This window comes from Stenotrophomonas sp. TWI1149, assembly GCF_039673155.1.
GTDB classification, from domain to species: domain Bacteria; phylum Pseudomonadota; class Gammaproteobacteria; order Xanthomonadales; family Xanthomonadaceae; genus Stenotrophomonas; species Stenotrophomonas maltophilia_AA.
Genome location: NZ_JBDJLB010000005.1, coordinates 98,275 through 123,710 on the forward strand (window position 1 = coordinate 98,275; position 25,436 = coordinate 123,710).

Consider the following 25,436-nt stretch of genomic DNA (forward strand, 5'->3'; position numbering starts at 1 on the left):
AGGAGCGTTCCGCCATGACTCTTCGCATCGCCTACGTCACCAGCGCCATGGGCAGTGTCGGCACTGCCATCTGCCAGAAGCTGGCCCGCAACGGCCATACCGTGGTCGCCGGCTGCGCCCCGAATTCACCGCGCAAGGCCGCCTGGCTGCGCGAGCAGCGCGAGCTCGGCTTTGATTTCATCGCCTCGGAAGGCAACGCCGCGGACTGGTCTTCGACGGTGGCCGCATTCGCCAAGGTGAAGGCCGAGGTCGGCGAGATCGATGTGCTGGTGAACAATGCCGGCGGCAGCCGCGATGTGTTGTTCCGACAGATGAGTCCGGACGACTGGAACGCGGTGATGGGCTCGAATCTGCATGCGCTGTTCAACATCACCAAGCAGGTGATCGATGGGATGAGCACGCGCGGCTGGGGCCGGATCGTGAACATCGGTTCGGTCAGTGCGCACAAGGGCCAGATCGGCCAGGTGAACTTCGCGACGGCGAAGGCGGCGATGCATGGGTTCAGCCGGGCGCTGGCCAATGAGGTGGCGACACGGGGCGTGACGGTCAATACGATTTCGCCGGGGTATATCGCGAGTCAGTCGATCAGCAGTTTCCCGCCGGATGTGCTGGATCGTCTGGCGGGGTCGGTGCCGATCCGTCGTCTGGGCAAGCCGGAGGAGGTGGCGAGTCTGTGTGCGTGGTTGGCGTCGGACGATGCGGCGTATGTGACGGGTGCGGATTATGCGGTGAATGGTGGTCTGCACATGTTCTGATGTTTTTGCGCATCCCGTTTGATGCGTGACCTCCCCCACGGGGTGAGCCGCGATGCTGAGAGGCGTCGCGGCTTTTTTTTGGCTTTTTTAGCGCAACAGCAACGGCGACAGCAGGTCAAAAGCTGGTGGGCAGGTTCGTGTCGCGCTGGGCAGGCACGGGTGGGTTGGCGGGACCCGCTGCAAGTACGTCCATGTAAGCTCATGTGTTGCCATCCATGGCAACACATGGTCCCGCCAACCCACCCGTGCCCACCCTTTGACAGGGGGCTGGTGCGCAACGAAAGAGCTGGCTCTTGGTGACGCCGTCGCTTTGGCGTGCCTTGGCGTGCTTTAGCGTGCTTGTTTGCCGGTGTGCTTCGCTTGCTTTGACTTGCCTGCTTGCCTCGTCTGCTCTGGCGTGGCTTGTTCGGCTTGGAGCGTTCAGCCCACCACGGATCCGCTCCGCTCGGCACCGGCTCTTCATTTCCATGGCCACCAGCCAACTGTCAGAGGCGTGGGGTGTGTGGGTTGGCGGGACCGTTGTGCCGCATGGATGCGGCTCACGAGCCCCCATGGATGGGTTTACGGCGCGTCCCGCGAACCCACACACCCCGCGCCTGGCCCAGCCATCTGGGAGGCGTTGCGCCCACCGACCAACGGTCGGTGGCTACCCTTGCCCTTGCAGGTGGCGGTCAGAACTCCGCAGCGACCGTCATGAACAGCTGGCGCGGCGCGCTGGCGTGGATCGCGTAGCGGGTGCCGGTCGGATCGGTCGGGGCGAACGAACTGAGCTGGCCGGCGTAGCGCTTGTTGGTCAGGTTGGTCGCGTTGAGCGACACCTTGATGTCGCGCAGGCCCATCCCGGGCCCGAACGAATACCCCATGCCCGCATCGAACGTCGTCACGCCCGGCACCGACTGGTCGTTGGTGTAGGTGTAGTAACGCTTGCCCGTGTACTTCGCGCGCAGGCTGGCGAAGAAGCCATCACGGTTCCAGCTGATCTCACTGGAGGCCATGCGCTCGGGCGTGTCCACCGTGATCTTGCCGGCCACCGGCACGATCGCACCGCCCGAGGTGTAGTTGTCCTCGTAGGTGGTCTTGTTCCAGGAGAGCGCGTTGTACCACTGCAGGCCATCGATCGGCTTGAGGATGAAGGTCAGCTCCGCACCACGGCTCTTCACCGAACCCACGTTGATGAAGCGCGTGATGCACTCCGGGCGCGTGCCCACTTCGATGCTGGTGCAGGGATTGAGCGAGAGCAGGCGGTTGTCGAACGTCACATGGTAGGCCGCGATCGACGCCTGGTATTTCTCGCCGAAGGTGCGGAAGCCGGCTTCCAGCGTCTTCGACTTCTCCGGCTCCAGCCCGGCGCTGGCCGCGAAGGATTCCGGCGAGACCTGCAGCGGGCCGCCGCTGCCGCCGCCGACGAAGGCTGCGATGTTCTCCGAGTACGAGGCGAACACTTCCTGGTTCGGGCTCAGCTTGAAGCCGATACCGGCCTGCGGCAGCACCGATTCCTTGGCGGTCAGCGTGCCCGAGGCGTAGCTGGCTTCGGTACCCGGCTTGGCGTTGGCGGTCATGCGGGTGTTCGGGCTCTTGATGCCCACGTCCACAGTCAGGCGGTCGTCCAGGAAGCGCATGCGGTCCTGCACGTAGAACTGGCGCGTGCGGATGTCGAAGTCCTGATCGAACAGACGACGGTCCGGATGGTTGAGATAGCCATCATCGAGGAACGGACCGGTGATGTAGTAGAAGTTGCGCTCGACGTTGTGGTCGTTGCGCTCGTACCACAGGCCGGCTTCCAGCGAATGGATGCCCCACTGCCAGCTCAGCGCGGCGGTGATGCCCTGGCGGTTGATGGTGTAGTTGGTGCTGCGGATCGAGATCGGCAGCATCTCCGGGGTGCCGGGATTGGACGGCTGGCCCGGTGCCCACCAGTGGCCCTGGCCACGGTTCTCGTGGTGGTAGCCGAGCAGCTTCAGGCGGGCGTTGTCGCCCAGCGCGAGGTCGGCATCCAGCGAGTACAGGTTGTCGTCGCGCAGTGCGCGGCTCTGGTAGTACGCATCGTCGATGCTGTTGACGCCACCGGTGAACGCACACTTCTGCGCGTTGTAGGTGCCCGGTGCACAGTACGCTGCGGCGACCGCGCGGTCCCAGTCCGGCGCGTAGATGTTCCAGTCCCAGCCCAGGCCACGCGCGAGCATGCTCTTGGAGAGATAGGCGTAGTTGGCCTGGCTCACGCGCGAGGTGGCGGCAAAGGCACCGAAACGATTGTCGCCGACGTTCCAGATCGCCTTGGCATTGAACTGGCGGGTGGTCTGGTTCTGGTTCGGCTCGGCCCACATGTCCGAATCCTGGTGCACGCCGGAGACATACGCCGAGAAGCCGTTGAGGTCGCCGGTGTCCACCCGCAGGTAGCCGCGGCGCTGATTGTCATCGCCGACGGTGACGCTGGCCTTGCCGCCGAACTCGGTGGACGGGTCCTGCGAGAAGTACTGGATGGTGCCGCCGAGGTTGCTGGTGGACGCCACGCCCAGCGAGCCGATGCCCTGCGACAGCTCGGCACCGGCCAGGTTTTCGGCGATCAGCGCGCGGGCGATGCTCAGGCCGTTGTAGTTGCCGTAGCTGTTGTCGCCCAGCGGGATGCCGTCCAGCGTATAGCCCAGTCGGCTCTTGTCGAAGCCGCGCAGGCTGATCGTCTGCGATTCTTCATTGGCGCCGAAGGCATCGTTGGACTGCACGGACACGCCGGGCAGGCGATCAAGAATCTTCTGGCCACTGGTACCCGGCGGCAGCACCTCCTTGTCCACTGCCGTGATGCGCTGCACCTGGCGGGTCTCGCCCTGGCCGATCACCGAAACGGTATCGAGTGTCTGCGCGCTGAGCGCGACATTGGCAGCGGCGGTGGCGTCTACATCGGCGGCGTGGGCGTTGGCGGCGCACAGCGCGAGCGCCACCGCGATCGTCAGGGGTCGGGTAAGCATGGTCGTCCGTTACATGGGGGAAGATGACCTGCGCAATGCAGGTGCATGACCAGCATGCGAGCGGAACATGAAAGGATGTTGACGGTGAGAGTAATCGCAGATGAAATGCGATGCAGTGCTCACGAACGCACTGGGCGCACGTGGAAGGTGCGCGAGCTTGCCGGCCAGCGGCCGGCACTACTCGGGGGCGAGCTGATCCATGCGGATGCGGTTGGCGAACAGCGAGAACGCCAGCATGCCGGCCAACCCATTCGCGCGGCTGACCCAGTGCGGCAGCCAGCGTGGTGGCCGCAGGATGCCCTCTTCGAACAGGGGCGCGAAGGCGATCGCATCGGTCAGCGACATCTTGCCGGCGAACAGCCAGCGGCAGACCTGCAGGCGGTCTTCGGCCAACATGTGCCGGAAGAAGGTGTGCACCGAGACCAGCCCGCGCAGATACACGGTGTCCTTGGTGAAGGCGGCGCCGCCGCTCGGCGGCACGCCGCGGAACACGCGCTGGGCGGAGGCGAAGCTCTCTTCGTTGTTCTGCCCGGCTTCGCAGAAATAGCGGAACACCGCGATGAAATCGGCGCCCTCGCGTGCCATCGCGATCGCTTCGGTGCGCAGGCTGATGCGCTTGAGGCGCTCGATGTCGATGCTGCCGGTGATCTGCTCGGCGAACGTGGCCAGCCCTTCCTGGGTCGCGGTGACCCGCGGCGAGGACAGCGCCAGGCTGGGCAGGTGGGGCTGTTCGCGGCCGTTGAGTGCGGTCAGTGAGTGGACCAGCGCCTCGTGGTGGAACAGCTGCGCGCGATCGTAGGCGCTGAAGCGGGCGCTGGTGCGCAGGCGGATCCGGTTGGGGCCGGCGGCGGCCTTGGAGATCAGCTCCGGATCCAGCTGCACGGTGATGATGCGCGACTCGAAGAAGGCATCCAGATCGCTCTGCAGCTGCAGCTGCAGGGCCGTGGCCGAGACCGGCACCTGTTCTTCGGGCGCGAGCAGTTCGTGGTCCAGCTCCTGCGCGATCTGGATGAAGTGGCGGGCCGCATCGCGGGTGCTGGGGCCGTTGCCGGGCAGCGGCTGCTCGGGCGCGCCGAACAGCTCCACCGAGTAGCGGTCCACGTCGGCCGTTCCCAGCGATTCGAGCAGACCGGCGGCCTGGTCCCAGCTGTGCGCCGAGCGCTGCACATACAGGCCGATGGGATGGTCGGGATCGCATTGGGCGCTGATCGCGGCCAGCCGATGGCGGGTATCGGCGAAATCGAGCCGGGGGTAGTCGACCTGCGGCAGGACCGGCTGGCCCCGGGCGACGCTGGCCAGGAACGGCGCCTGCAACGCGGCCGGCCAACTGGTCAGCCCGAGCAGTTTGATCCCGCCCACCGCCTCGACCAGTTGGGCATCGAGCGCGGTGTGGTGGGCAACGTCACGATCCACGGTCATTGGCGTGTCCATGGACGGACAGTAGCAAAAGCTATCGCCGGCCGCCCTTCCCGCCCGGGCGCCACTGGGCGCCCTTGCCGACGTGCTTGCGCTCGATGGCCTGCTGCGCCTGGCGCACGGCCAGCTTGGCGGCGGCGGCGGCGACTTCTTCCTTCAGCTTGAAGTAGTTGAGCAGGCGCTCTTCATCCAGCGTGCCGTCATCGATGGCCGCGCGGATCGCACAGCCCGGCTCACGCTGGTGCGCGCAGTCGCGGAAACGGCATTGCGCCGACAGCGCTTCCACGTCGGAGAAACCGCCTTCGCTCAGGGCCTCTTCACCGGTCGGCTTCAGCTCGCGCATGCCGGGGGTGTCGATCAGGCAGGCGCCGGCCGGCAGCGGAATCAAGGCACGATGGGTGGTGGTGTGGCGGCCACGCGAGTCGTTGACGCGCACATCGGCGGTCTTCATGCGCTCGTGGCCGAGCAGCGTATTGGTCAGGGTCGACTTGCCGGCACCGGACGAGCCGACCAGCACCACGGTCTGGCCGGCGGCGAGCCACGGCAGCAGGGCCGAGGCGCTGGCCGGGTCCTTGCCGTTGATGGCCAGCAGCGGGATGTTCTGCGCGGCCAGTTCTTCCAGCACATCCAGGGCATCCTGGCTGTACTCGGTCTGGTCGGCCTTGGTCAGCACCACCACCGGCTGTGCACCGCCCCCGCCGACCAGCAGCAGGTAGCGCTCGATCCGGCGCGGGTTGAAGTCGGCGTCCAGGCCACACACGATGAACACCGTATCGATGTTGGCCGCGATCACCTGCTGGTGGTAATGCTCGCCGGCGGCGCCACGCTTGATGGCGGTGCGCCGCGGCAGCAGGGCGACGATCTTGATGCCGTCCAGCAGCACCCAGTCGCCGACCGCCGCGCGCTCGTGGCTGGGGAAGCGCGGCCGCTGCCACTCCGGCGGGGATTCGGTCTTGATCGCCGCTTCCGGTGCATCGGAGACGATGTACCCGGTGCGATGCTGCTCGATCACCCGGCCGGGGCGCGCCTGCGGGAACTGTTCGAACAGGGCCTGCCAGGCCGGCAGCTCCGGGCCGCCTGGCCAAGGCCAGCCAATGGTCTGCAGGGCAAGGTAATCAGTGGGTTCGCTCATCGTGCCCATTCTAAAGGGTGTGGCGACCGGCCGTCGCCGCAAGGGCGCGGCAGGGTTCTGGACACGCGGAAATCCTTTCATCTGCAACTGCCTTGCAGGGCCGGGCATGGGGCCGGAAACGCTTGCCCTGCAACGCAACAATTCCGCTACCATGCGGTTTCCATGCCTGAATGACGGCCCGTTCATGTCCACGCCCCCGCTGAAGCCGCTCGCCACCCGCGAGCGCCTGTCCGAAGTCCGCTACGAGATCCGGGGCGAACTGGCGCGACGAGCGCGGGAGCTGGAGGCCCAGGGCCGCAAGCTGATCAAGCTCAACATCGGCAACCCGGGCAACTTCGGGTTCCGTGCGCCCGAGCACCTGCAGCGCGCGATCGCCGACGACATGGGCCGCACCGATCCCTATACCCACCAGCAGGGCCTGCCGGAGGCGCGCGAAGCCATCGCCGCCGCCTACGCCCGGCGCGGCGCACCCGATGCGCACCCGGACCGGGTATTCATCGGCAATGGCGTGAGCGAGCTGATCGACCTGTCGCTGCGCGCCCTGCTCAACCCGGGCGACGAAGTGCTGGTGCCGTCGCCGGATTACCCGCTGTGGTCCGCCGCGACCATCCTCAACGACGGTCGCCCGGTGTATTACCGCTGCGCGCCGGAAAACGGCTTCCAGCCCGACCCGGTCGAGATCGAGGCCCTGGTCTCCTCGCGCACCCGCGCGATCGTGCTGATCAACCCGAACAATCCCAGCGGCGCCAGCTACTCGCGCGAGCTGCTGGAACGCATCGTCGCCATCGCAGCCAAGCACAACCTGCTGCTGATGGTGGATGAGATCTACGACCAGATCCTCTACGACGACGCGCAGTTCCATGCCGTCGCGCCGCTGGCCGGCGAGCATCCGTGCATTACCTTCAGCGGCCTGAGCAAGGTGCATCGCGCCTGCGGCTGGCGCGTGGGCTGGGCGATGCTGTCCGGCGCGGGCGAGCGGCTGGGCGAGTTCCGCGCGGCGATGGACCTGCTCAGTGCGTTGCGCCTGTGCGCCAACGTGCCGGGCCAGTACGCCATCGATGCCGCCGTGAACGGGCCGGACACCATCTCGCCGCTGTGCGCACCCGGTGGCCGCCTGTATGAAACCCGCCGCGCGGTGATCGAGGCCTGCAACGCCAGCGAGCATCTGTCGCTGGTGGCACCGGCCGGCGCGCTGTACGCGTTCCCGGCGGTGGTCGGGGCCGCTGCGCGCAGCTTCGATGACCATGATTTCGCGCTGGAGCTGATGAACGAGGAAGGCGTGCTGGTAGTGCCGGGCTCGAGCTTCAACGTGCCTTACCGCCACCACTTCCGCGTGACCCTGCTGCCCGAGCCGGAGGTCATGCGCGATGTGTTCGCGCGCATCGACCGTGCCCTGGCACGCCGCGCCGAAGCCAATACCAAGGTGGTCCCGATCAAGCCGCGCAGCGCGGTCGCCTGATGGGCCTGCCGTATCTGGCCCTGGGCGATTCCTACACGATCGGCGAAGGCGTTGACCCCGCCGGGCGCTGGCCGATGCAACTGGCTGCGGCCCTGCGCGATATCGGCGTGGCGCTGGACGATCCAACGATCATCGCCACCACCGGCTGGACCACCGATGAGCTCGAGGCCGGCATCGATGCGGACGCACCACAGGGTCCGTTCGACCTGGTGAGCCTGCTGATCGGGGTCAACGATCAATACCGTGGGCGCAGCGTGGACGAGTACCGCCCGCGCTTCACCGCCCTGCTGCAGCGCGCGCTGGCCTTCGCCGGCGACCGTGCACCGCGCGTGCTGGTGCTGTCGATCCCGGATTGGGGCGTGACCCCGTACGCCGTGGCGTCCGGCCGCGACCGCGTGCAGATCGGTCATGAGCTGGATGCCTACAATGCCGCCGCCGCGGCGATCTGCGCCGAGCACGACGTGGCCTTCGTCGACATCACCGACCTGAGCCGCCAGTGGGGCGGTGAGACCGTCATGCTGGCCGAGGATGGCCTGCATCCGTCCGCGGCGATGTACACGCTGTGGCACCAGCGCGCGTTCGACGTGACGCGCGTGCTGTGTGCGGAGCCGACCCGCTGAGCGAGGCCACGCTGCCGCTGGCCAGGGAGCAGGCCCGCCGGATCGCCACGGCGTTCCTGCCGGCGCAGCGGCTCGGCAACCGTCGCGACTATTACTACAGCCGCGGCAAACTCGGCAGCGATCCGCTGTATCCCGGCGTGCTCGCCGCGCTGGACGAGGCGCCTGCCCTCCCGTTGCTGGATATCGGCTGCGGCCTGGGCCTGCTGGCCCACGTGCTGCGCCAGCACGGCAGCGCACTGGCCTACCACGGGCTGGACATCGACGCCGACAAGATCGCGCGGGCCGAGCGCGCCAGCACACGCGCCGGGTTGCCGCAGGCTACCTTCTCCTGCGTGGATGCCAGCGCCACCCTGCCCGCCCACCATGGCAACGTCGCCCTGCTCGACGTGCTGCAGTACCTGCCCGCAGCCGCACAGACGCAGTTGCTGCACGCTGCCGCCACACGCGTGGCCCCCGGCGCGCGGCTGGTGATCCGTACCACGCTTGCCGACCAGAGCGGTCGCGACCGCACCACGCGGATCACCGACATGCTTGCGCACCTGGTCGGCTGGATGGGCACGCGCCCCTGCCACTACCCGGACGCCGCGAGCCTGCGCGCGCCACTGGACGCCGCCGGCCTGCACCTGCGGATGACGCCGCTGTATGGCAACACGCCCTTCAACAACTGGCTGATCGTCGGCGTGCGCCCCGTGGCCGCCTAGGCGCCACGACTCGCGCCACCGGCCGCACGCGCGCATACTCGCGCCCCCCTTTCCGGCAAGGAGCCGCCCATGCCCCGACAGACCCGACATTCCGCGCTGGGCATCGCCGCGCTGATCGTCAGTGCCTGTGGCCTGGTGATGCTGCTGCTGAGCATGCATTACGCGCATGCGCCCGAACATGCGGCCATGCGCGAGCTGCCGTGGTCGCTGGCCGCCCTGCTCGGCAGCAGTATCGGACTGGCCATCCTGGCCCTGCTGCTCGGCCTGGGCAGCGTGCTGCAGCCGCGCCGGCGGCGCCTGTTCGGGATCATCGCGCTGCTGGTGACGCTGGGCGTGTTGATCGCGCAGCTGTCGCTCGGCGGCTGGATCCGCGACCAATGGCATGCCTCGCATCCGCCGTCGGACGCCGCGGTCGCGCAGCCCCTCGCCCCCTGATTCCTCCGTTTCACCGCATCGACAAGGAGCCCTGATGCACACCCCTCATTCCGGCATGGGTATTGCCGCGTTCATCACCGCCCTGTGCGGCGCCCTGCTGATGCTGGGCCTGATCGTCATCGCCGGCATCATCGAGACCACCACGCCGGGCGGCATGGAGGAGACCTCGATGTCGGCGATCCTGGTCGGGCTTGGCCTGATGTGCACCGCCCTGATGCAGCTGGTGGCCTTCGGCCTGGGCGTAGCCGGCGCATTTCAGACGGACCGCCGCCGCGTGTTCGCGATCCTCGGCCTGGTGATCTCGGTCGGCAGCATGCTCGGCGTGGTCCTGCTGATGATCATCGGTGCCCTGAGCTGAGCCCGGCCTGCGCCGGCCGACGGCCCGGCGTCAGTCCGGCAGACCTGCGTGCAGCCCGCGTGCCTGCACCGCCTGCAGTACCGCTTCGATGATGGCGAGGTTGTGGCCATGCGCCGCGCCCTCATGCAGCAGCACGATGCTGCCTGGCGCCAGGTCACGCGTGATCCGCTCGACCACCTGCTCGGGTCTGCACTCCACCCCGTCGAAGCCACGCGCGCTCCAGCCGACCCGGGTCAGCTGCCACTGCTTCAACGCGGGGGCCACGAACGGGTTGGTCATCCCGACCACCGAGCGGTACCAGCGTGGCGGGGTGCCGGCGATCGCGGTGAGGGCCTGCTGGCACTGTGTGATTTCGGCCGCCATCGCCTGCCGCCCGAGCCGCCAGAAGCGGGTCTGCGGGTGACGGTGGCTGTGGTTGCCCAGGCTGTGCCCGCGGGCCAGCATCGCCTGCACCAGCTCCGGCCGCGCCTGCGCGCGTTCACCCACCAGGAAAAAGGTTGCCTTGGCCTCATAGCGGTCCAGCAGGTCGAGCACCGCCGGGGTTTCTGCCGAGGGGCCGTCATCGATGGTCAGCCAGACCTTGCGGGCATCGCCGGGCAGGCGGCTGAGCACCGGGGCATAGAAGCGGCTGTTGGGCAGGAATACCGGGACCATGAACAGGGCGTGGGTCGCCACCATCAGCGGCAGGCCGTAGCGCCAGCCCCAGGCGGCCCAGACCAGCACCACCAGCAGCTGCGACAGCACCAGCCACGGCAGCCAGCGCCAGGGGCGCCGGGGAATGCGATACAACGTTTCCGGTACGGTCATGCCCCATGATGCCATGCCGCGTAGAATACGCGGTTCGCATATCCGGACCCCGACCGCCATGTCCCTTGAACCCGCCCTGCGCTCGCGCATCGAATCCATTCTCAACGCCAACCGCGTCGTGCTGTTCATGAAGGGTCAGCCGAGCATGCCGCAGTGCGGTTTCTCGGCCAAGGCCGTCGGCGCCCTGCAGGACCTCGGCGTGGAATTCGACCACGTCAACGTGCTGGCCGACGCGGAAATCCGCGAAGGCATCAAGGCCTACGGCGAGTGGCCGACCATCCCGCAGCTGTACATCGACGGCGAGCTGGTCGGCGGCAGCGACATCATCCTGCAGATGGCCGGCAACGGTGAACTGAGCAGCGTGCTCGGCCTGGCCGCGCCGGACCGCACCCCGCCGCGCATCACCGTGACCCCGGCCGCCGTGGAAATGCTGCGTGGCGCGCTGGCCGATTCCCCGGGTGCCTCGCTGCAGCTGGGCATCGACGCGCGCTTCCAGCCGAACTTCCAGCTCGCCCCGCACGACGACAACGCGATCGCCGCCGAGTCCAACGGCCTGCGCGTGCAGTTCGACCTGGCCAGCGCCCGCCGCGCCGAAGGCATCACCATCGACTGGGTCGACGACATCCGCGGCAAGGGCCTGGCGATCGACAACCCGAACGCGCCGAAGGCCGTGCAGGAACTGAGCGTGCGCGACGCCGACGACCAGCTGCGTGCCGGCAGCATCACCGTGGTCGACGTGCGCCCGGCCGACGAGCGTGCGATCGCGGCGATCAACGCCCCGTTCGAGACCTTCGACGGCGACAACCGCGCCCGTCTGGAAGCCCTGCCGAAGGACACCGCGCTGGCCTTCCTGTGCCACCACGGCGGCCGCAGCGCGCAGGCCGCCGAGCAGTTCCGCGCCCTGGGCTTCACCAAGGTCTCCAACATCACCGGCGGCATCGATGCCTGGTCGAACGAGGTGGACAACGGCGTGCCGAAGTACTGATCTTCAGCACGTTGCGCGATACAAAAAACGCCGGCATTGCCGGCGTTTTTTTGTTGGTGGCAGCGGGGGCGTTCATCCCGCAAACCCACCTTCGGCCAGGTAATCCAGCTCTTCCGGCGTCGGCATCCGCCCCAGCACCGCGTTGCGGTGCGGGAAGCGGCCGAAGCGCCGGATGATGTCGCGGTGCAGTTCGGCGTACTGCAGGTATTCCTTGTCACCCAGCGCATCGAACATCGCCACCGAGCGCTCCTGGTCCTGCGGATCCTCGGAGTGCTCGAACGGCAGGTAGATGAAGGCCCGCAGCTTGGGGACCAGCTGCAGGTCCAGGCCCTCCTCCACCGCACGCATGGCGTAGTGACGCGCCAGGCCATCGGTGGCGTAGGAATGCGCCGTCTCGCGGAAGCAGTTGCGCGGGAACTGGTCGAGCAGGATCATCAGCGCCAGCGCGCCATCGGCACTGCCGAGCCAGTGCTCGCGCGCGCGGCGGGCGGCGGCGAAATGCTCTTCCTGGAACTGCTGGCGAAACCGCGCATCGAACGCGTCATCGCGCGCGAACCACTGCTGCGGTCCGGCGTCGCGCCAGAAGTCCACTACTTGTGCCGCCACGTCCATTCACTACCCCTGTGGATGGCACGCCCCAAGACGTCCATCCGTTCCATTGCCGTTACTCGTCAAAACGCAGGTGGCGGACCGACTTGCCGTTGCGCCGTATCAGCTTAAGCGCCTCGATACCAATCTGGATATGGTTCTCGACGAACTGGGAGCTGACCTTGGCATCGGAGACCTCGGTCTTCACGCCGTCGGGAATCATCGGCTGGTCGGACACCAACAGCAAGGCCCCGATCGGGATGTGGTTCGCGAAACCGGCCGCGAACAGGGTCGCCGTCTCCATGTCGATGGCCATGCAGCGCATCACCCGCAGCTTTTCCTTGAAGGCCTCGTCGTGCTCCCAGACCCGCCGGTTGGTGGTGTAGACGGTGCCGGTCCAGTAGTCGTGGCCGAGGTCGCGGACCATGGTCGAGACCGCCCGCTGCAGGGCAAAAGCCGGCAGGGCCGGGACTTCCGGCGGCAGGTAGTCGCTGGAGGTGCCCTCGCCGCGGATCGCGGCGATCGGCAGGATCAGGTCGCCCAGCTGGTTCTTGCGCTTGAGCCCCCCGCACTTGCCCAGGAACAGCACCGCCTTGGGCATCACCGCCGACAGCAGGTCCATGATGATCGCCGCGTTCGGGCTGCCCATGCCGAAGTTGATCAGGGTGATGTCATCGCTGGTGACGCTGGCCATCGGCCGGTCCGCGCCCTGGATGGGGGCCCCGGTGAGTTGGGAAAACGTATGCAGGTAGCCACCGAAATTGGTCAGCAGGATGTGCTGGCCGAACTGCTCCAGGGGCACGCCGGTGTAACGCGGCAGCCAGTTTTCTACGATGTCCTGTTTGGTTTTCATGGGGGATTGCCTGCGGTCGTGCTGAGGCTGCAATTTTGAGCGAGATCAACGAATACGCAAGAAAAAGGCGGCCAGTGGCCGCCTTTTTCGGTTTACCGGTACCGCTGGATCAGAACTGCACGGACCAGCGCGCGGTGACGCTGCGGTCGCGGGCGTCATCACCGAAGGTGCCGTTGTAGCCCAGCTCCAGCTGGTTGCGCGGGCTCAACCAGGCCGACAGGCCCAGCTCGGCGACCACGGCGTTGTCGGCGATCGCCGCGCCGCTGACCGCGAAGCTGCTGCCACCGGTCCAGGCCAGCTCGGCGACCTGGCTGCGGTCGCCCGAGGCACGGCGGTAGCCGACGCCACCGCGGACATGCAGCCAGCTTTCCTGCTGCCACGAGGTCTTCAGGCCCTTGTCGAACCGAACGCCGGCGGTCGCCACGTTGGTGCGGGTGTCGGCGACCTGGCCGTTCAGTGCAGCAGCGCCGCCCTGTTCGGTGATGCCGTCCACGTCCACTTCAACACGCGCGAACTGCAGGTACGGCTCCAGGCCACCTTCGCGACCACCGAAGCGGTACGCGCCTTCGATGAAGCCCTGGCGGGTGGTGGCGTCGTACGTGGCCGACAGCGCGTCCTGGTAACCGGCAAACGTCAGCTGACGCTTGCTGTCCACGTCATGACGGGAATAACCCAGACCGGCGCGCAGACCGAACGCCCCCCACTGGTTGCCCACGTAGGCACCGAAGTGGGTGTTGTCGATCTCCGAACGGGCGCCGCGACCGGCCGCCTGCTTGATGTCGGTCCGGCCGGTACCGACCAGCCCACCGACCTGCCAACCACCGCCGAACACATGATCGGCACCGACCAGCAGACCATTGCTGTTGGAATCGGTGCGCGCGGCATTGGCATCGCCGTCGAGCTTGCCGCTGCCACCGATCGCCTGCACCCACGCGCCGCCACCGGCCGCCTCATCCGCGGCCCCCGGCGAACGCACGCCCACGGCACGGCTCAGCGCCGCATCACGCAGGTAACGGCTGCTTTCCACCAGCGCCATCGGCGTGGCGGCATGGATCTCACCACTCAGCGCATCCAGCGCCGCACCGACCTGGGCCGGGAACAGCTGGGTCAGCGGCCTGGGCAGGCCCTGGTTGATGGCCAGGCCGTCGGCGCTGGTGGCCACGGCGATCTGGTTCGGCGTGACCGCGGCGCTGGCCAGCGCGTTGCCGCGGGCGACGTCGATGCGCACGCCATTGGCGCTGTAGCCCAGGCTGAACGTCAGGAACGGCGAGAAGGCCGAGAAGTCGGTGGTGGCGAACTGCCCGTTGACGCCACCGGCAGCCTGCAGGAAGTTGAACTGCTCACCAAGGTAGTACACGCCGGCTTCCGGCAGTGCCTTCAGGGCGCCATCCAGCGTGGCCGTACCGGTGACGCGCAGCAGATCGCTGCGGCTGCCCGGGGCCAGCTCGGCCTGGTAGATGCCGCTGGCGGTCTGCACGTAATCGCCGTTGATGGTCAGCGTGCCGATCGAGTTGCCCGGCGCGATGATGCCCTCGACGCGGGTGCTGCCCAGCGTGCCTACGCCTTTCAGCGTGCCCTTGGCGCCTACCACGGTCGAGCCGCCCTGCTGCACGCCGTTGAACGACACGGTGCCGGCGGTGACGAACAGGTCCGACCCGTCCAGCAGCGCACCGGCATTGACGCCGGTGGTGCCGGCCGAGGTCAGCGTGCTGTCGACCAGACGGCCATTGAGCACGAAGCTGCCGCCACTGCCGACGGTCGTGTCAGCGTCCTGCTGCAGGCCGTTGAAGGTGACCGAACCGCCGGTCACGTTGAGTGCCGAACCTTCGAGCACGCCGGTGGTGGAGATCAGGCTGCTGCCACCCAGGCTGTTGAGCGTGGTGGACACCAGGCTGCCGTTGAGCAGGAACTGACCGCCCTGCACGTCGACCGAGGCGGTCAGTGCGTTGGCGCCGTCCAGCTCCAGCACACCCTCGCGCACGATGGCACCGTTGAAGCTGTTGTCGCCGCTCAGGCGCAGCCAGCCGATGCCCGACTTGGTCAGCTTGCCCGGGCCGCCGATGTCATTGGTCCAGTCGTCCCACGCATCGCCCTCCCACACCTTCAGGCCACCGGCCTTCTGGTTCATGACCACGTCGGTGTCGACCCGCAGCAGGCCGTAGCCTTCGATGGCCTTGCGCAGGTCGAGCAGGCCCCAGCCGTAGATCTCATCGATGCCAGGCGCACCGAGATCACGCGCCGTGGTCAGCATGACGTCGCGCACCTGGGCGTTGGTCAGGTACGGGAAGCGCTCGAACAGCAGGCCGAGCGCGCCGGTCACATGCGGCGCCGCCATCGAGGTACCACTGTTGAGGCCGTAGGCGTACGTCGGGACCCGGGAAATGACGTCAAGCAACAGGTTGCCGTCCGCATCAACGAGCAGCTCGGCGTTGATCTGGGAATCATCACCGTAGACGGTGGAGGCGATATTGGTCCCCGGCGCCGCCAGGCACCAGTTGGCACTCAGCCCACACTTGTTGGAGCGGTTGCTGAGCAACGCATTCTGGTCGACGTTGACCACGCTCACCCAGTACTGCTCGATATCGGCAAACGCGCGCGGCAGCGTGGCGTACAGACCGGCAATCGGGCTGGCCTGGGGACTGGCGTTCGGGCCGCTGTTGCCCGCCGCCCACACCTGGATCATGCCGTTGGCGCGCGAGCCGTCCGCGAAGGTACTCAGGTACTCCAGGGTTTCCTCATCACCGTAGTACAGGTCGATCAGTGCGGCGCCCGGCTCGGTGGCCAGGCCCCAACTGTGGTTGACGGCGCGGACACCCTGGGCGTTCATCTGGTCATACATGTCGGCGAAGGCCGTCGAATCCGGACCGACGCCCGCCAGCGATACCACGGAATAGCCCGTGGCCGTCCGCTGCCACTCACTGGCCGAGTTGAAGAACAGCTTGGCCGCGGTCAGGTCCGCACCGAACGCAACGCCATGCATGCCATTGCCATCGCGGTTGGCGACCATGGTCCCGCCCACGTGCGTGCCGTGGGTGCCATAGGAAATGCCGGGCTGTACGTACGGACCATTGCGGATGACGTCGCGGATGTTCTCGGGAACGTTGTCGTTGAACCCGACGTAGGTGATCTGGACCTCGTCGCCGTCGCTGGCAAAGCAGGCGCCTGCGCCGTCGATGGCCGTGGTGTTCGTGCATCGGGTGCCATCCGGCAGCAGATCGGCGATGCGGATGCTCCGGTGATCCTTGCCGGCAAATTCAGGGTGGTCCAGCCCGGTACCGGAATCGAACACGCCGAGGCGGATTCCCTGGCCGGTCAGGCCGCGCGCATAGGCGTAGTCGGCATTGATCGCCGCCAGACCCCAGTCACCAGCGAACTCGTCACTGCGCCAGCTTTCCAGATCGCCCGGCTCGCCCATGGTCGGGCCATCGGGACCGGCGCTGACGCGCGGGCTGGTGAGGGAAACGGTCTGGCCAAAGGAGGCGGTCGGCGCGGCGAATGCCGTCGCCAGCGAGACGCTCTGCAGATCACGGCCGAATGCGGCGGACTGCTCGGCGCGCTGCTGCTGGTAGCGCTGGAGGGCATCGCTGGTGGGGCTGGCCAAGGCCGGGACGGCAATGGCGGCGAGCAGGGTGCCGGTGATGGCAGAAGCCAACAGGGTTGGCGACAGGCGGCGGGCGGCCGCGCGGGACGTCGATTTCTGGTTCATGTACTCAGAACTTCCTTGATCGGGTTCGAAATTCGGCAAGGGGCGAGCTGACATAACGCATTTCGATCAGCTATCGGTGGCGCCAACTAGCCCGCACTCAGCCTATCGCAAAATTCATGGAAAGTTCACAATTGTTTCGCATAAGGATGCTAGGTCCCATTTGATAAAAATAGGTAAAAGGTCACTTGGCAACCCGCCCCTCTCCCGGATAGCGTCGAGGAATTGTGTCCATGCGGCATCGGGGAGAACCATGCAGAAGTTGTTGAGCGTCGGCGTTGGCCTGGCGTTGATGTCGATCGTGTCCGGGCCGGCGCCTGCGGCCTCCCGCTTCGTCCAGGATCCCTATCCCAGCACGTACGCGCCGATCCGCTCGGCCCCGGTGCTGATCCGCAATGCCACGGTGCTCACCGGCACCGGCGTGCGCATGGACAACGCCGATGTCCTGCTGCAGGACGGCCGCATCGCGGCCGTGGGTACCGGACTGAGTGCGCCGGCCGATGCGGTCCGCGTCGACGGCCAGGGCAAGTGGGTCACCCCCGGCATCATCGACGTGCACTCGCACCTGGGCGTGTATCCCAGCCCGGGCGTGAGCGCGCACAGCGACGGCAACGAGATGACCGCGCCGGTCACCGCCAACGTCTGGGCCGAACACTCGGTGTGGCCGCAGGACCCGGGCTTCGCCGCGGCGCTGGCCGGTGGCGTGACCTCGATGCAGGTGCTGCCCGGCTCGGCCAACCTGGTCGGCGGCCGCGGCGTGACGTTGAAGAACGTGCCCGCCACCACCTACCAGGCGATGAAGTTCCCCGGCGCGCCGTGGGGCCTGAAGATGGCCTGCGGCGAGAATCCCAAGCGCGTCTACGGCGGCAAGGGCACCGCGCCGGGCACGCGCATGGGCAACGTCGCCGGCTACCGCGCGGCCTTCATCGATGCCAGCGAATACATCGCCAAGAACACCCCGAAGCAGCCGAAGAAGAAGCGCTGGTTCAGTGGCGACGACAAGGGCGACAGCGCCGGTGACAGCGGCGGCAAGCGCGATCTGAAGCTGGATACGCTGGCCGGCGCGATCCAGGGCGACATCCGCGTGCACATCCACTGCTACCGCGCCGATGAAATGGCCACGATGCTGGATCTGTCCAGGGAATTCGGCTTCAAGATCGCCGCCTTCCACCACGCAGTGGAGGCCTACAAGCTGGCCGACCGGCTCGCCGAGGAAGGCGTGTGCGGGGCGCTGTGGGCGGACTGGTGGGGCTTCAAGATGGAGGCTTTCGATGGCATCCAGGAGAACATCGCCCTGGTCGACCGCCCGGCCAACAGCTGCGCGATCGTGCATTCGGATTCGCCCGAAGGCATCCAGCGCTTGAACCAGGAAGCGGCCAAGGTGATCGCCAACGCACGCCGCGCCGGGATCGAGATCGCCCCGGAGCGCGCCATGATGTGGCTGACCTCCAACGCGGCGCGCTCCCTGGGCGTGGAGAAGCAGACCGGCAGCCTGGAGGCGGGCAAGATGGGTGACGTGGTGGTCTGGAACGGCAGCCCCTTCAGTTCGTACGCGCTGGCCGAAAAGGTCTATGTCGACGGCCACCAGGTCTATGACCGCCAGGACGTGAGGCGGCAGCCGCTGTCGGACTTCATGCTCGGCCAGGAGGCACGCCCATGAGCCGCCGCGTCGCGATGCGCCTGCTTCCGCGGGCCCTGCTGTTGATCGCCGGTGCCTGCGTGGCACCGGCGTTGTTCGCGCAGGATCTGCTGATCCGAAATGCCACCGTGCACACCGCCGCCGCACGCGGCAGCCTGGAACACAGCGATGTGCTGATCCAGGGCGGCGTGATCCGCGCGGTCGGCCCGGGCCTGTCGGCGCCAGCCGGTGTGCCCGTGGTCGACGCCGCAGGCAAGCCGCTGACCCCGGCGCTGTTCGGCGGCATCACCGACATCGGCATCGAAGAAGTCTCCGGGGAGTCGGCCACGGTGGACAGCACGCTCAAGCTGGAAGACCAGCCGCTGCGCCCGGAGTTCGACGTCACCCTGGCCTTCAATCCGGACTCGGTGCTGATCCCGGTCGCGCGGCTGGATGGCATCGGTTTCACCCTGCTCGGGGCCAACACGGGCGGCGGTTTCATCGCCGGCCAAGGGGGCGTGATGCGGCTGGACGGCAGCGCCGATCCGATCGGCCCGCAGGCGTTGTTCATCCGTCTCGGCGCATCCGGCGCGGAGCTCACCGGCACCTCGCGCGCCGCGCAGTGGATGCTGCTGGAACAGATGGTCAGCGAGGCGCGCGGGCGCGTCCCGGCCGACTCGCCGCATGCCCTGCTGACGCCCGCCGGACGCGCCACGCTGGCGCGTTACCTGGCTGGCCAGGGCCGGATCGTGGTGCAGGTCGATCGCGCCGCCGACATCCGCCAGCTGCTGCGCTGGGCGGCGCGTGAGAAGGTCAGGATTGCCATCGCCGGCGGTGCCGAGGCCTGGCGCCTGGCCCCGCAACTGGCCCAGGCCGGCGTACCGGTGTTCGTCGATGGGCTGGGCAACCTGCCGAGCAGCTTCGACCAGCTCGGCGCGACCCTGCAGAACGCCGCGCGACTGAAGGCGGCCGGCGTCCCGGTCAGCTTCGCCCAGCGCGACGATGCCTCGCACAACGCGCGCAAGATGCGCCAGCTGGCCGGCAATGCGGTGGCCAACGGGTTGCCCTGGGATGATGGCCTGGCTGGCCTGACCCGGGTCCCGGCCCAGGCGCTGGGCGTCGGCGACCGTCTCGGCACCATCGAGCCGGGCAAGCTGGCCGACCTGGTGCTGTGGGAGGGTGATCCGCTGGATGTCGGTCACTACGCCGAGCAGGTCTGGCTGGGCGGCCGCGCGATGCCGATGCGCTCGCGCCAGACCGACCTGCGCGACCGCTACCAGGCGCCAGCCTCCGCCGAACCGCGCGCATACTCGCGCTGAGCCCCTGCACAGGGCCGCTGCCTGCGGCGGCCCCGCGTTCGGCGACCCTGTCGCCCTGCCCCGTGAGCATCCGACCATGGCCCTGCGCTGGTATTTCGATTTCGTCTCACCGTTCGCCTATCTGCACTGGCAGCAGCTCAAGGCCTTGCCGCAGTTCAAGACCATCGTGCCGGTGCCGATCGCCTTCGGTGCGGTGCTCCATCACCTCGGCAACCTCGGCCCGGCCGAGATTCCGGCCAAGCGGCTTTTCACCTATCGGCAGGCGTTGTGGCAGGCGCGCAGTGCCGGGGTGACGCTGCGTTTTCCGCCGGGCCATCCGTTCAATCCGCTGGCAGCGCTGCGCCTGTGCCTGGCCGCCGGGGCCACTCACGAGACGGTCGACCTCCTGTTCAACTGGATCTGGCGCGACGGCCATGCCGGCGACAGCGCCGCGGCCCTCGCCCTGCCCGGTGCGATGCTGGACATCGCCGATGTCGCCGCGGCGATCAGCGCGCCCTCGGTCAAGGAGGACCTGCGGCGCAACACCGACGCCGCATTGGCCGCCGGGGTGTTCGGCGTCCCGACGCTGGCGATCGGGAGCGAGCTGTTCTGGGGCAACGACGCGCACCCGCTGATGCAGGCCGTACTGGCCGATCCCAGCCTGCTCGAGCAGGGCGAATGGGCCCGGATCGTGGACCTGCCGGTGGCCGTCGAGCGCAGCCGCTGAGGTCGTTCCGCCTCCCCGGTCAGGCAAAGCATCTCGTTTTGAGATAGCGTTCACGTTTCCGAACCTACAACCTGCCGGAGGGGCACAGGATGCGCATCGGAATCGTGGTCGACTCTGCGTGCGATCTGCCGCAGGATTTCATTGAACAACACAACATCGTGCTGCTGCCGATCACCGTCCGCATTGGCGAGGCCGTGCTGGCCGACCATCGCGACGAACAGGCCACACTGAGTTTCCTGCATGCCCACGTCGCCGAGCATGGCGCCGAGGCCGAGACCATTCCCTTCAGCGTCAACCAGATCCGGGATCTGTTCCTGGGCAAGCTGGTGATCGATTACGACCATGTGTTCTGCATGACGATCACCAAGACCCGCAGCCCGATCCACGACAACGCGATGCAGGCCAGCTTCGCGATCCTCAACGACTACAAGCCGGTGCGACAGGCGGCAGGCTTCAACTCGCCGTTCGCGCTGCGCGTGCTCGATACCCAGAACCTGTTCGCCGCCCAGGGCGTGACCGCGGTCGAAGCGGTCCGGCTGCGCGACAGCGGCGCGAGCGTGCAGCAGATCCGTGAGCGGCTGGAACTGCTGGCGCACAACGTGCACGGTTACATGATCACCCGCGATCTGTACTACATGCGCGCCCGGGCACGGCACAAGGGCGACCGCAGCGTCGGCCTGATCAGCGCCGCGCTGGGCAGTGCGCTGGACATCAAGCCGGTGCTGCATGGCTACCGTGGCGAGACCGGGCCGGTGGCCAAGATCAAGGGCTTCGACAACGCGGTGCAGAAGCTGTTCGATTTCGTCGGGCAGCGGGTCAAGGCCGGCCTGATGACGCCGACGGTGTGCATCAGTTACGGCGGTGAGCTGGCCGACCTGCAGGCCCTGCCCGGTTATAGCGCGCTGCGCGAGACGTGCCAGGCGCATGGCGTGGATGTATTCGAGGCGGTGATGAGCCTCACCGGCATGGTCAACGTGGGCAAGGGCGCGGTGACGATAGGCTTTGCCGACGGCCCCCACACCTTCAGCGGCTGACCACACTGGTCAGCATCGCAGCAGCCATGCCACGATCCCGGCACGGCCGCCGGCTCTGCACGCGGATTGCACCGCCTCTCTGCCAGCCTTGCCGCATTCAATGGAGGTAACCATGCCCGTAAGTTATGACATCAGCCTGCCGGACCCGGCCAAGGCACGCGGCAACGACCCGGACCTGTCCTTCCACGCCCAGGGCGCGGCGGGACTGGCCGAAGAACTTCAGAACGCCCTGCGCACCACGGTCCTGTTCGACCGCTGGCGCGCCAAGCAGGACGATCCCGACGCAGTCGATCCGCAGTGGGGCGCGACCGATCCGGCCGCCACCGTCACCGGTGTGCAGGACGATCTGCGGATCAACCTCGTCGCCACCACCAGCATCGACAGCGACGTGTTCAAGCAGCGCCTACGCATGCTGGCCGGCAGTCACTGGGAACTGCGCAACGTCCGCTGAGTGAGGTTGCCCGCGCTGGCGGCGGCCACAGTGGCTGCCGCCAGCGACGGGCGCGAGTGTCACTCAGCCCGGTTCGCCGCTCGCTTCCACCCGATTGCGCCCACCCCGCTTGGCGGCGTACAACGCCGCATCTGCCGCTGCAAGCAACGCCTCAGGGTCGGCGTCCAGCACCAGGCTCACGGTCCCGACGCCGATGCTGATCGTCACCGGTCGTCCCGACTCGGCGGACGGCAACTGCAGCTGTTCCACCGCATGGCGCATGCGCTCGGCCAGGGCCGGCGCGCCGTCCAGTGGCGACGACGCCACCACCACCGCGAACTCCTCACCGCCATACCGGGCGACCAGATCGGTGCTGCGCACCGCGCAGCCGGCCAGCGTCGCGGCGACCAGGCGCAGGCACTGGTCGCCGGCCGGGTGACCGTAGCGGTCATTGAAGTCCTTGAAGCAGTCGATATCCACCATCAGCAATGCGATGCCCTGCCCGCTGCGTCGCGCCCGCTCCCACGCATCACGCAGGCTCTGGTCAAACTGCCGGCGGTTGGCCAGCCCGGTCAGGCTGTCGATCCGCGACAGCGCGTCGAGCTGGTCCTGGCGCGCGAACGAATGCATCTGCATCAGCACGCTGCGCAGGCCCGAGCCCAGCGTGGCCAGCACGAACCCCGCCACGGCCAGGTACGGATGGTCGCGGACCATCAGGGCCGACACCACCATCAGCGACACCGCCAGGATCAGCGGGCTGCCGGCACGCACGGCCATCACCAGCGTGCGCGGTACGCGTACGTCGCCGCGTCGCGAAGGTCGCAACGCCATCACCGCCAGCAACAGGAACGGCACATCGATCAGCAGATCGACCCGCCCGCCGTAGCTGCCCGCCGTGTCGACATGGTTGATGTACGCGGCCACGCCCAGGTACACCCAGGCGAACACGCACAGCGTGCGGAAGAACACGCGCCGCGACGCGTCCTCGCTGGCCTGCCAGCGCAGCAGCGCGAAGCCGGCGATGAAGAGGTTCTCCACGTCGAACATCAGCCGCAGGTGCTCGATGCCCTCCTCGCCCGCATCGTTGAGCGTGGCGAAGGAGAACGTGTAGACGAAGAACAGATAGCCGAGCAGCAGTGCGAGCAGCGCATCGATCAGGCTGAGATACCACGGCTCGTGCCGCGGATGGGCCATCGCGAAGGTGAGCGGCACGCCATACAGCACGTACAGCAGCATACTCAGCCCCGGCGTCGCATCGGCGTTGCCGCGGCCGACCTCCTGGTACATGTTCAACGCCATGCCCGCGGCCCAGAGCCCCATGCCCAGCGCCATCGCGTACCAGCCGACGATCGACGCGCTGCGGCGGCCCCGCCACACACAGGCCAGCGCGGCCAGCACGGGTGCCCCGATCAGGAACGCATAGGACACCGGCAGCGCATGCGCGGGCAGCAGCACCAGCGCGATGCCGTGGCACAGCAGGTACAGCACCGACAGCCAGACCACCATGCGGCTTCCATCCCGATGCGGCGTTGCGACCAACATACAAGGTTGCCCGGCACCTGGGGATCAATTCATCCCGCGTTGACGGGGCGGGTGCGGCAAGGCGGCGGGTCGCGCCGGTTACTCTTCCTCGAGCTGCTGGAAGCGTTCCGCCAGGAAATCGATCAGCGCGCGCACCGAGGGCAGCAGCCCGCGCCGCGAGGGGAACACCGCGTGGATGATTTCCCGCCGTGGCGCCCACGCGGGCAGCACATGCACCAGCGTGCCGGCGGCGATCTGGTCGCACACCATCATCCTTGGTAGCTGCACCACGCCCACGCCCGCCACCGCGGCTGCGCGCAGGGTCAGCATGCCGCGGGTGACCAGGCGCGGCCGATGATGGATGTCCGCGCGCGTGCCGTCGGGGCCGAACAGATTCCAGACGTGCTCGTTCTGCGGCAGGCCCAGCTCCATGCTTGGCAACGCGGCGAGATCGGCCGGCACCTGTGGCAGGCCCAGCCGCTCAATCAACGCCGGGCTGGCGACCAGGCACTGGCTGCGCTCGGCCAGCACCCGCATCACCAGCTCGGTGTCCTGCAGCGGCGGCGGCCGCACCCGGATCGCGATATCGATGCCTTCGGCAATCAGATCGACCCGGCGGTTGGTGGCGTCCAGCTGTATCTCCACCCCCGGGCACTGCGCCAGGAAGGCGGCAATCATCTCGCCGACGCGCGTGTCCAGCAGCGCGACCGGGCATGCCACGCGGACGATGCCGCGCGGCTCGCTGCGGGTGAGTTCGATCGCTTCCTGCGCGGCCTCGGCTTCGACCAGCATCGCCTTGCAGTGCGCGTGGAAGGTCTGGCCGACCTCGGTGACCGAGAAATGCCGCGTCGAGCGTTGGATCAACCGTACCCCCAGCCGCTCTTCGAGCAACGCCACCCGGCGGCTGAGCTTGGACTTGGGCATGCCCAGCGCCCGTCCCGCCGGCGCGAAACCCCCGTGATCCACCACTTGGGCGAAATAGAAGAGGTCATTGAGATCCTGCATGGCGCCTCCATCGTTCACAAAATAGGACTATGAGGATAGATTCTGCCGACTACCGGCGCCAGCGTCCTGAATCCATCATCTCCTCCATCAGACAGGGGCGTGCCCCGGAGGAGTTCGACATGAAGAAGATTCTCGGCATCTACAGCGCCCCGAAGGCGCATTGGGTGGGCGACGGCTTCCCGGCCCGGACCCTGTTCTCCTATTCCAGCCACGGCCAGCAGGTCAGCCCGTTCCTGCTGCTGGACTACGCCGGTCCGATGGCGTTCACGCCGGCCGCGCAGCCCCGCGGCGTTGGCCAGCATCCGCACCGTGGCTTCGAGACCGTCACCATCGTCTATGAGGGCGAGGTCGAGCATCGCGACTCCACCGGCGCCGGCGGCACCATCGGCCCCGGCGACGTGCAGTGGATGACCGCCGCCTCCGGCATCCTGCATGAAGAGTTCCATTCCCACGCCTTCACCCGCACCGGCGGCACGCTGGAGATGGTGCAGCTCTGGGTGAATCTTCCGGCCAAGGACAAGATGGCCGCGCCCGGCTACCAGACCCTGCTGGACGCGCAGATTCCGTCGGTGGCCTTGCCGGACCAGGCGGGACGCGTACGCGTGATCGCCGGTGAGTTCGACGGCCAGCATGGCCCCGCGCGCACCTTCACACCGATGGATGTGTGGGACCTGCGCCTGCTCCAGGGGCACAGCGCCCGGCTGCCGGTACCGGAGGGACGCCACGTCGTCCTGGTCGTGCTGCGCGGCAGCGTGCAGGTCAATGGCAGCCAGGCCGTGCACGAGGCACAGCTGGTGATGCTCGATCGCGATGGCGGCGCGCTTCAGATCGAGGCCAACAACGATGCCACGGTGCTGGTGCTCAGCGGCGAACCGATCGATGAGCCCATCGTGGGCCACGGACCCTTCGTGATGAACAGCCAGGACGAAATCAGCCAGGCCTTCGCCGATTTCAAGAGTGGCCGCTTCGGCCAGATCGCCCAGGCGTGATGTCCCCGTGCCGGTGCTTCCCACCGGCACGTCCTTTCC

General features: G+C 67.7%; 22 protein-coding genes. 13 read left to right on the forward strand and 9 right to left on the reverse strand.

The genetic code is table 11. The annotated features are described in order from the left end of the window. Positions 1 to 14 precede the first annotated feature (14 nt). A complete protein-coding gene (gene phbB / locus ABE424_RS07410) occupies positions 15 to 755 on the forward strand; it encodes an acetoacetyl-CoA reductase (protein ID WP_088432597.1) in 741 nt (246 codons plus the stop codon). Positions 756 to 1,426: 671 nt separating this feature from the next. Here the strand turns inward: phbB and ABE424_RS07415 are convergent. The 3 genes from ABE424_RS07415 to rsgA form a co-directional block, all read right to left on the reverse strand. After that, a complete protein-coding gene (locus ABE424_RS07415) occupies positions 1,427 to 3,718 on the reverse strand; it encodes a TonB-dependent receptor (protein WP_346492794.1) in 2,292 nt (763 codons plus the stop codon). 177 nt (positions 3,719 to 3,895) lie between these two features. Continuing rightward, positions 3,896 to 5,149 (reverse strand): flavohemoglobin expression-modulating QEGLA motif protein, encoded by a 1,254-nt coding sequence (locus ABE424_RS07420; RefSeq protein WP_346492793.1) that lies wholly within the window; start codon positions 5,147 to 5,149, stop codon positions 3,896 to 3,898. A 19-nt stretch (positions 5,150 to 5,168) separates the two neighbouring features. Next, positions 5,169 to 6,275, reverse strand: a complete 1,107-nt coding sequence (rsgA, locus tag ABE424_RS07425; RefSeq protein ID WP_176988242.1) for a ribosome small subunit-dependent GTPase A — start codon at positions 6,273 to 6,275, stop codon at positions 5,169 to 5,171. A gap of 175 nt (positions 6,276 to 6,450) precedes the next feature. On the opposite strand from rsgA, the gene ABE424_RS07430 reads away from it, so the two are divergent. The 5 genes from ABE424_RS07430 (at position 6,451) to ABE424_RS07450 (ending at position 9,839) form a co-directional block, all read left to right on the forward strand. Next, a complete protein-coding gene (locus tag ABE424_RS07430) occupies positions 6,451 to 7,725 on the forward strand; it encodes a pyridoxal phosphate-dependent aminotransferase (protein WP_346478876.1) in 1,275 nt (424 codons plus the stop codon). Then, positions 7,725 to 8,345 (forward strand): GDSL-type esterase/lipase family protein, encoded by a 621-nt coding sequence (locus tag ABE424_RS07435; protein ID WP_346492792.1) that lies wholly within the window; start codon positions 7,725 to 7,727, stop codon positions 8,343 to 8,345. Before ABE424_RS07430 ends, ABE424_RS07435 begins: the two co-directional genes overlap by 1 nt. A gap of 17 nt (positions 8,346 to 8,362) precedes the next feature. Beyond that, positions 8,363 to 9,046 carry a class I SAM-dependent methyltransferase gene (locus tag ABE424_RS07440; protein WP_346492798.1) on the forward strand — a complete coding sequence of 228 codons (684 nt, stop codon included), beginning with the start codon at positions 8,363 to 8,365 and terminating at the stop codon, positions 9,044 to 9,046. Between the two features lie 69 nt (positions 9,047 to 9,115). Then, the gene (locus ABE424_RS07445; RefSeq protein WP_346492791.1) at positions 9,116 to 9,481 is read left to right on the forward strand and encodes a hypothetical protein; all 366 of its coding nucleotides are present in this window, start codon (positions 9,116 to 9,118) and stop codon (positions 9,479 to 9,481) included. A gap of 34 nt (positions 9,482 to 9,515) precedes the next feature. Next, on the forward strand, positions 9,516 to 9,839 hold the full coding sequence (locus ABE424_RS07450) for a hypothetical protein (protein ID WP_346492790.1): 324 nt from the start codon (positions 9,516 to 9,518) through the stop codon (positions 9,837 to 9,839). A 30-nt stretch (positions 9,840 to 9,869) separates the two neighbouring features. Here ABE424_RS07450 and ABE424_RS07455 read toward each other — a convergent pair whose 3' ends face one another. Then, a complete protein-coding gene (locus tag ABE424_RS07455) occupies positions 9,870 to 10,646 on the reverse strand; it encodes a polysaccharide deacetylase family protein (RefSeq protein WP_346492789.1) in 777 nt (258 codons plus the stop codon). A 58-nt stretch (positions 10,647 to 10,704) separates the two neighbouring features. Here ABE424_RS07455 and grxD point away from each other — a divergent pair, with 58 nt between their 5' ends. Continuing rightward, a complete protein-coding gene (gene grxD, locus ABE424_RS07460; protein ID WP_176988236.1) occupies positions 10,705 to 11,631 on the forward strand; it encodes a Grx4 family monothiol glutaredoxin in 927 nt (308 codons plus the stop codon). 72 nt (positions 11,632 to 11,703) lie between these two features. Here grxD and ABE424_RS07465 read toward each other — a convergent pair whose 3' ends face one another. The 3 genes from ABE424_RS07465 to ABE424_RS07475 all read right to left on the reverse strand — a co-directional run bounded on the left by ABE424_RS07465 (position 11,704) and on the right by ABE424_RS07475 (position 16,778). Then, positions 11,704 to 12,243: a DUF924 family protein gene (locus tag ABE424_RS07465; protein WP_176988235.1), complete on the reverse strand. Its 540-nt coding sequence runs from the start codon at positions 12,241 to 12,243 to the stop codon at positions 11,704 to 11,706. 52 nt (positions 12,244 to 12,295) lie between these two features. Beyond that, complete coding sequence (locus tag ABE424_RS07470; protein WP_088432404.1) at positions 12,296 to 13,072, reverse strand: AMP nucleosidase; 777 nt, start codon at positions 13,070 to 13,072, stop codon at positions 12,296 to 12,298. Positions 13,073 to 13,181: 109 nt separating this feature from the next. Beyond that, positions 13,182 to 16,778: an autotransporter domain-containing protein gene (locus ABE424_RS07475; protein ID WP_346492788.1), complete on the reverse strand. Its 3,597-nt coding sequence runs from the start codon at positions 16,776 to 16,778 to the stop codon at positions 13,182 to 13,184. Between the two features lie 250 nt (positions 16,779 to 17,028). On the opposite strand from ABE424_RS07475, the gene ABE424_RS07480 reads away from it, so the two are divergent. The 5 genes from ABE424_RS07480 (at position 17,029) to ABE424_RS07500 (ending at position 21,903) form a co-directional block, all read left to right on the forward strand. Beyond that, the gene (locus ABE424_RS07480; RefSeq protein ID WP_346492787.1) at positions 17,029 to 18,435 is read left to right on the forward strand and encodes an amidohydrolase; all 1,407 of its coding nucleotides are present in this window, start codon (positions 17,029 to 17,031) and stop codon (positions 18,433 to 18,435) included. Further along, positions 18,432 to 19,712, forward strand: coding sequence for an amidohydrolase family protein (locus tag ABE424_RS07485; protein ID WP_346492786.1), 1,281 nt, complete (start codon positions 18,432 to 18,434; stop codon positions 19,710 to 19,712). Before ABE424_RS07480 ends, ABE424_RS07485 begins: the two co-directional genes overlap by 4 nt. A gap of 76 nt (positions 19,713 to 19,788) precedes the next feature. Next, on the forward strand, positions 19,789 to 20,418 hold the full coding sequence (locus ABE424_RS07490) for a DsbA family protein (RefSeq protein WP_346492785.1): 630 nt from the start codon (positions 19,789 to 19,791) through the stop codon (positions 20,416 to 20,418). A gap of 89 nt (positions 20,419 to 20,507) precedes the next feature. Continuing rightward, a complete protein-coding gene (locus ABE424_RS07495) occupies positions 20,508 to 21,452 on the forward strand; it encodes a DegV family protein (RefSeq protein ID WP_346478867.1) in 945 nt (314 codons plus the stop codon). Between the two features lie 112 nt (positions 21,453 to 21,564). Beyond that, a complete protein-coding gene (locus ABE424_RS07500) occupies positions 21,565 to 21,903 on the forward strand; it encodes a hypothetical protein (RefSeq protein WP_176988228.1) in 339 nt (112 codons plus the stop codon). Between the two features lie 63 nt (positions 21,904 to 21,966). Here ABE424_RS07500 and ABE424_RS07505 read toward each other — a convergent pair whose 3' ends face one another. After that, positions 21,967 to 23,388 (reverse strand): diguanylate cyclase, encoded by a 1,422-nt coding sequence (locus ABE424_RS07505; RefSeq protein ID WP_346492784.1) that lies wholly within the window; start codon positions 23,386 to 23,388, stop codon positions 21,967 to 21,969. 114 nt (positions 23,389 to 23,502) lie between these two features. Then, on the reverse strand, positions 23,503 to 24,408 hold the full coding sequence (locus ABE424_RS07510) for a LysR family transcriptional regulator (RefSeq protein WP_346492783.1): 906 nt from the start codon (positions 24,406 to 24,408) through the stop codon (positions 23,503 to 23,505). 119 nt (positions 24,409 to 24,527) lie between these two features. Between ABE424_RS07510 and ABE424_RS07515 the strand changes: the two genes are divergently transcribed. Beyond that, positions 24,528 to 25,397, forward strand: a complete 870-nt coding sequence (locus ABE424_RS07515) for a pirin family protein (RefSeq protein WP_346492782.1) — start codon at positions 24,528 to 24,530, stop codon at positions 25,395 to 25,397. The last annotated feature ends 39 nt before the right edge of the window (positions 25,398 to 25,436 follow it).

Coding starts and splice junctions, on each gene's coding strand:
- phbB (WP_088432597.1), top strand. CDS start 15: ATGACTCTTCGCATCGCCTACGTCACCAGCGCCATGGGCAGTGTCGGC.
- ABE424_RS07415 (WP_346492794.1), bottom strand. CDS start 3,718: ATGCTTACCCGACCCCTGACGATCGCGGTGGCGCTCGCGCTGTGCGCC.
- ABE424_RS07420 (WP_346492793.1), bottom strand. CDS start 5,149: ATGGACACGCCAATGACCGTGGATCGTGACGTTGCCCACCACACCGCG.
- rsgA (WP_176988242.1), bottom strand. CDS start 6,275: ATGGGCACGATGAGCGAACCCACTGATTACCTTGCCCTGCAGACCATT.
- ABE424_RS07430 (WP_346478876.1), top strand. CDS start 6,451: ATGTCCACGCCCCCGCTGAAGCCGCTCGCCACCCGCGAGCGCCTGTCC.
- ABE424_RS07435 (WP_346492792.1), top strand. CDS start 7,725: ATGGGCCTGCCGTATCTGGCCCTGGGCGATTCCTACACGATCGGCGAA.
- ABE424_RS07445 (WP_346492791.1), top strand. CDS start 9,116: ATGCCCCGACAGACCCGACATTCCGCGCTGGGCATCGCCGCGCTGATC.
- ABE424_RS07450 (WP_346492790.1), top strand. CDS start 9,516: ATGCACACCCCTCATTCCGGCATGGGTATTGCCGCGTTCATCACCGCC.
- ABE424_RS07455 (WP_346492789.1), bottom strand. CDS start 10,646: ATGACCGTACCGGAAACGTTGTATCGCATTCCCCGGCGCCCCTGGCGC.
- grxD (WP_176988236.1), top strand. CDS start 10,705: ATGTCCCTTGAACCCGCCCTGCGCTCGCGCATCGAATCCATTCTCAAC.
- ABE424_RS07465 (WP_176988235.1), bottom strand. CDS start 12,243: ATGGACGTGGCGGCACAAGTAGTGGACTTCTGGCGCGACGCCGGACCG.
- ABE424_RS07470 (WP_088432404.1), bottom strand. CDS start 13,072: ATGAAAACCAAACAGGACATCGTAGAAAACTGGCTGCCGCGTTACACC.
- ABE424_RS07475 (WP_346492788.1), bottom strand. CDS start 16,778: ATGAACCAGAAATCGACGTCCCGCGCGGCCGCCCGCCGCCTGTCGCCA.
- ABE424_RS07480 (WP_346492787.1), top strand. CDS start 17,029: ATGCAGAAGTTGTTGAGCGTCGGCGTTGGCCTGGCGTTGATGTCGATC.
- ABE424_RS07485 (WP_346492786.1), top strand. CDS start 18,432: ATGAGCCGCCGCGTCGCGATGCGCCTGCTTCCGCGGGCCCTGCTGTTG.
- ABE424_RS07490 (WP_346492785.1), top strand. CDS start 19,789: ATGGCCCTGCGCTGGTATTTCGATTTCGTCTCACCGTTCGCCTATCTG.
- ABE424_RS07495 (WP_346478867.1), top strand. CDS start 20,508: ATGCGCATCGGAATCGTGGTCGACTCTGCGTGCGATCTGCCGCAGGAT.
- ABE424_RS07500 (WP_176988228.1), top strand. CDS start 21,565: ATGCCCGTAAGTTATGACATCAGCCTGCCGGACCCGGCCAAGGCACGC.
- ABE424_RS07505 (WP_346492784.1), bottom strand. CDS start 23,388: ATGGTGGTCTGGCTGTCGGTGCTGTACCTGCTGTGCCACGGCATCGCG.
- ABE424_RS07510 (WP_346492783.1), bottom strand. CDS start 24,408: ATGCAGGATCTCAATGACCTCTTCTATTTCGCCCAAGTGGTGGATCAC.
- ABE424_RS07515 (WP_346492782.1), top strand. CDS start 24,528: ATGAAGAAGATTCTCGGCATCTACAGCGCCCCGAAGGCGCATTGGGTG.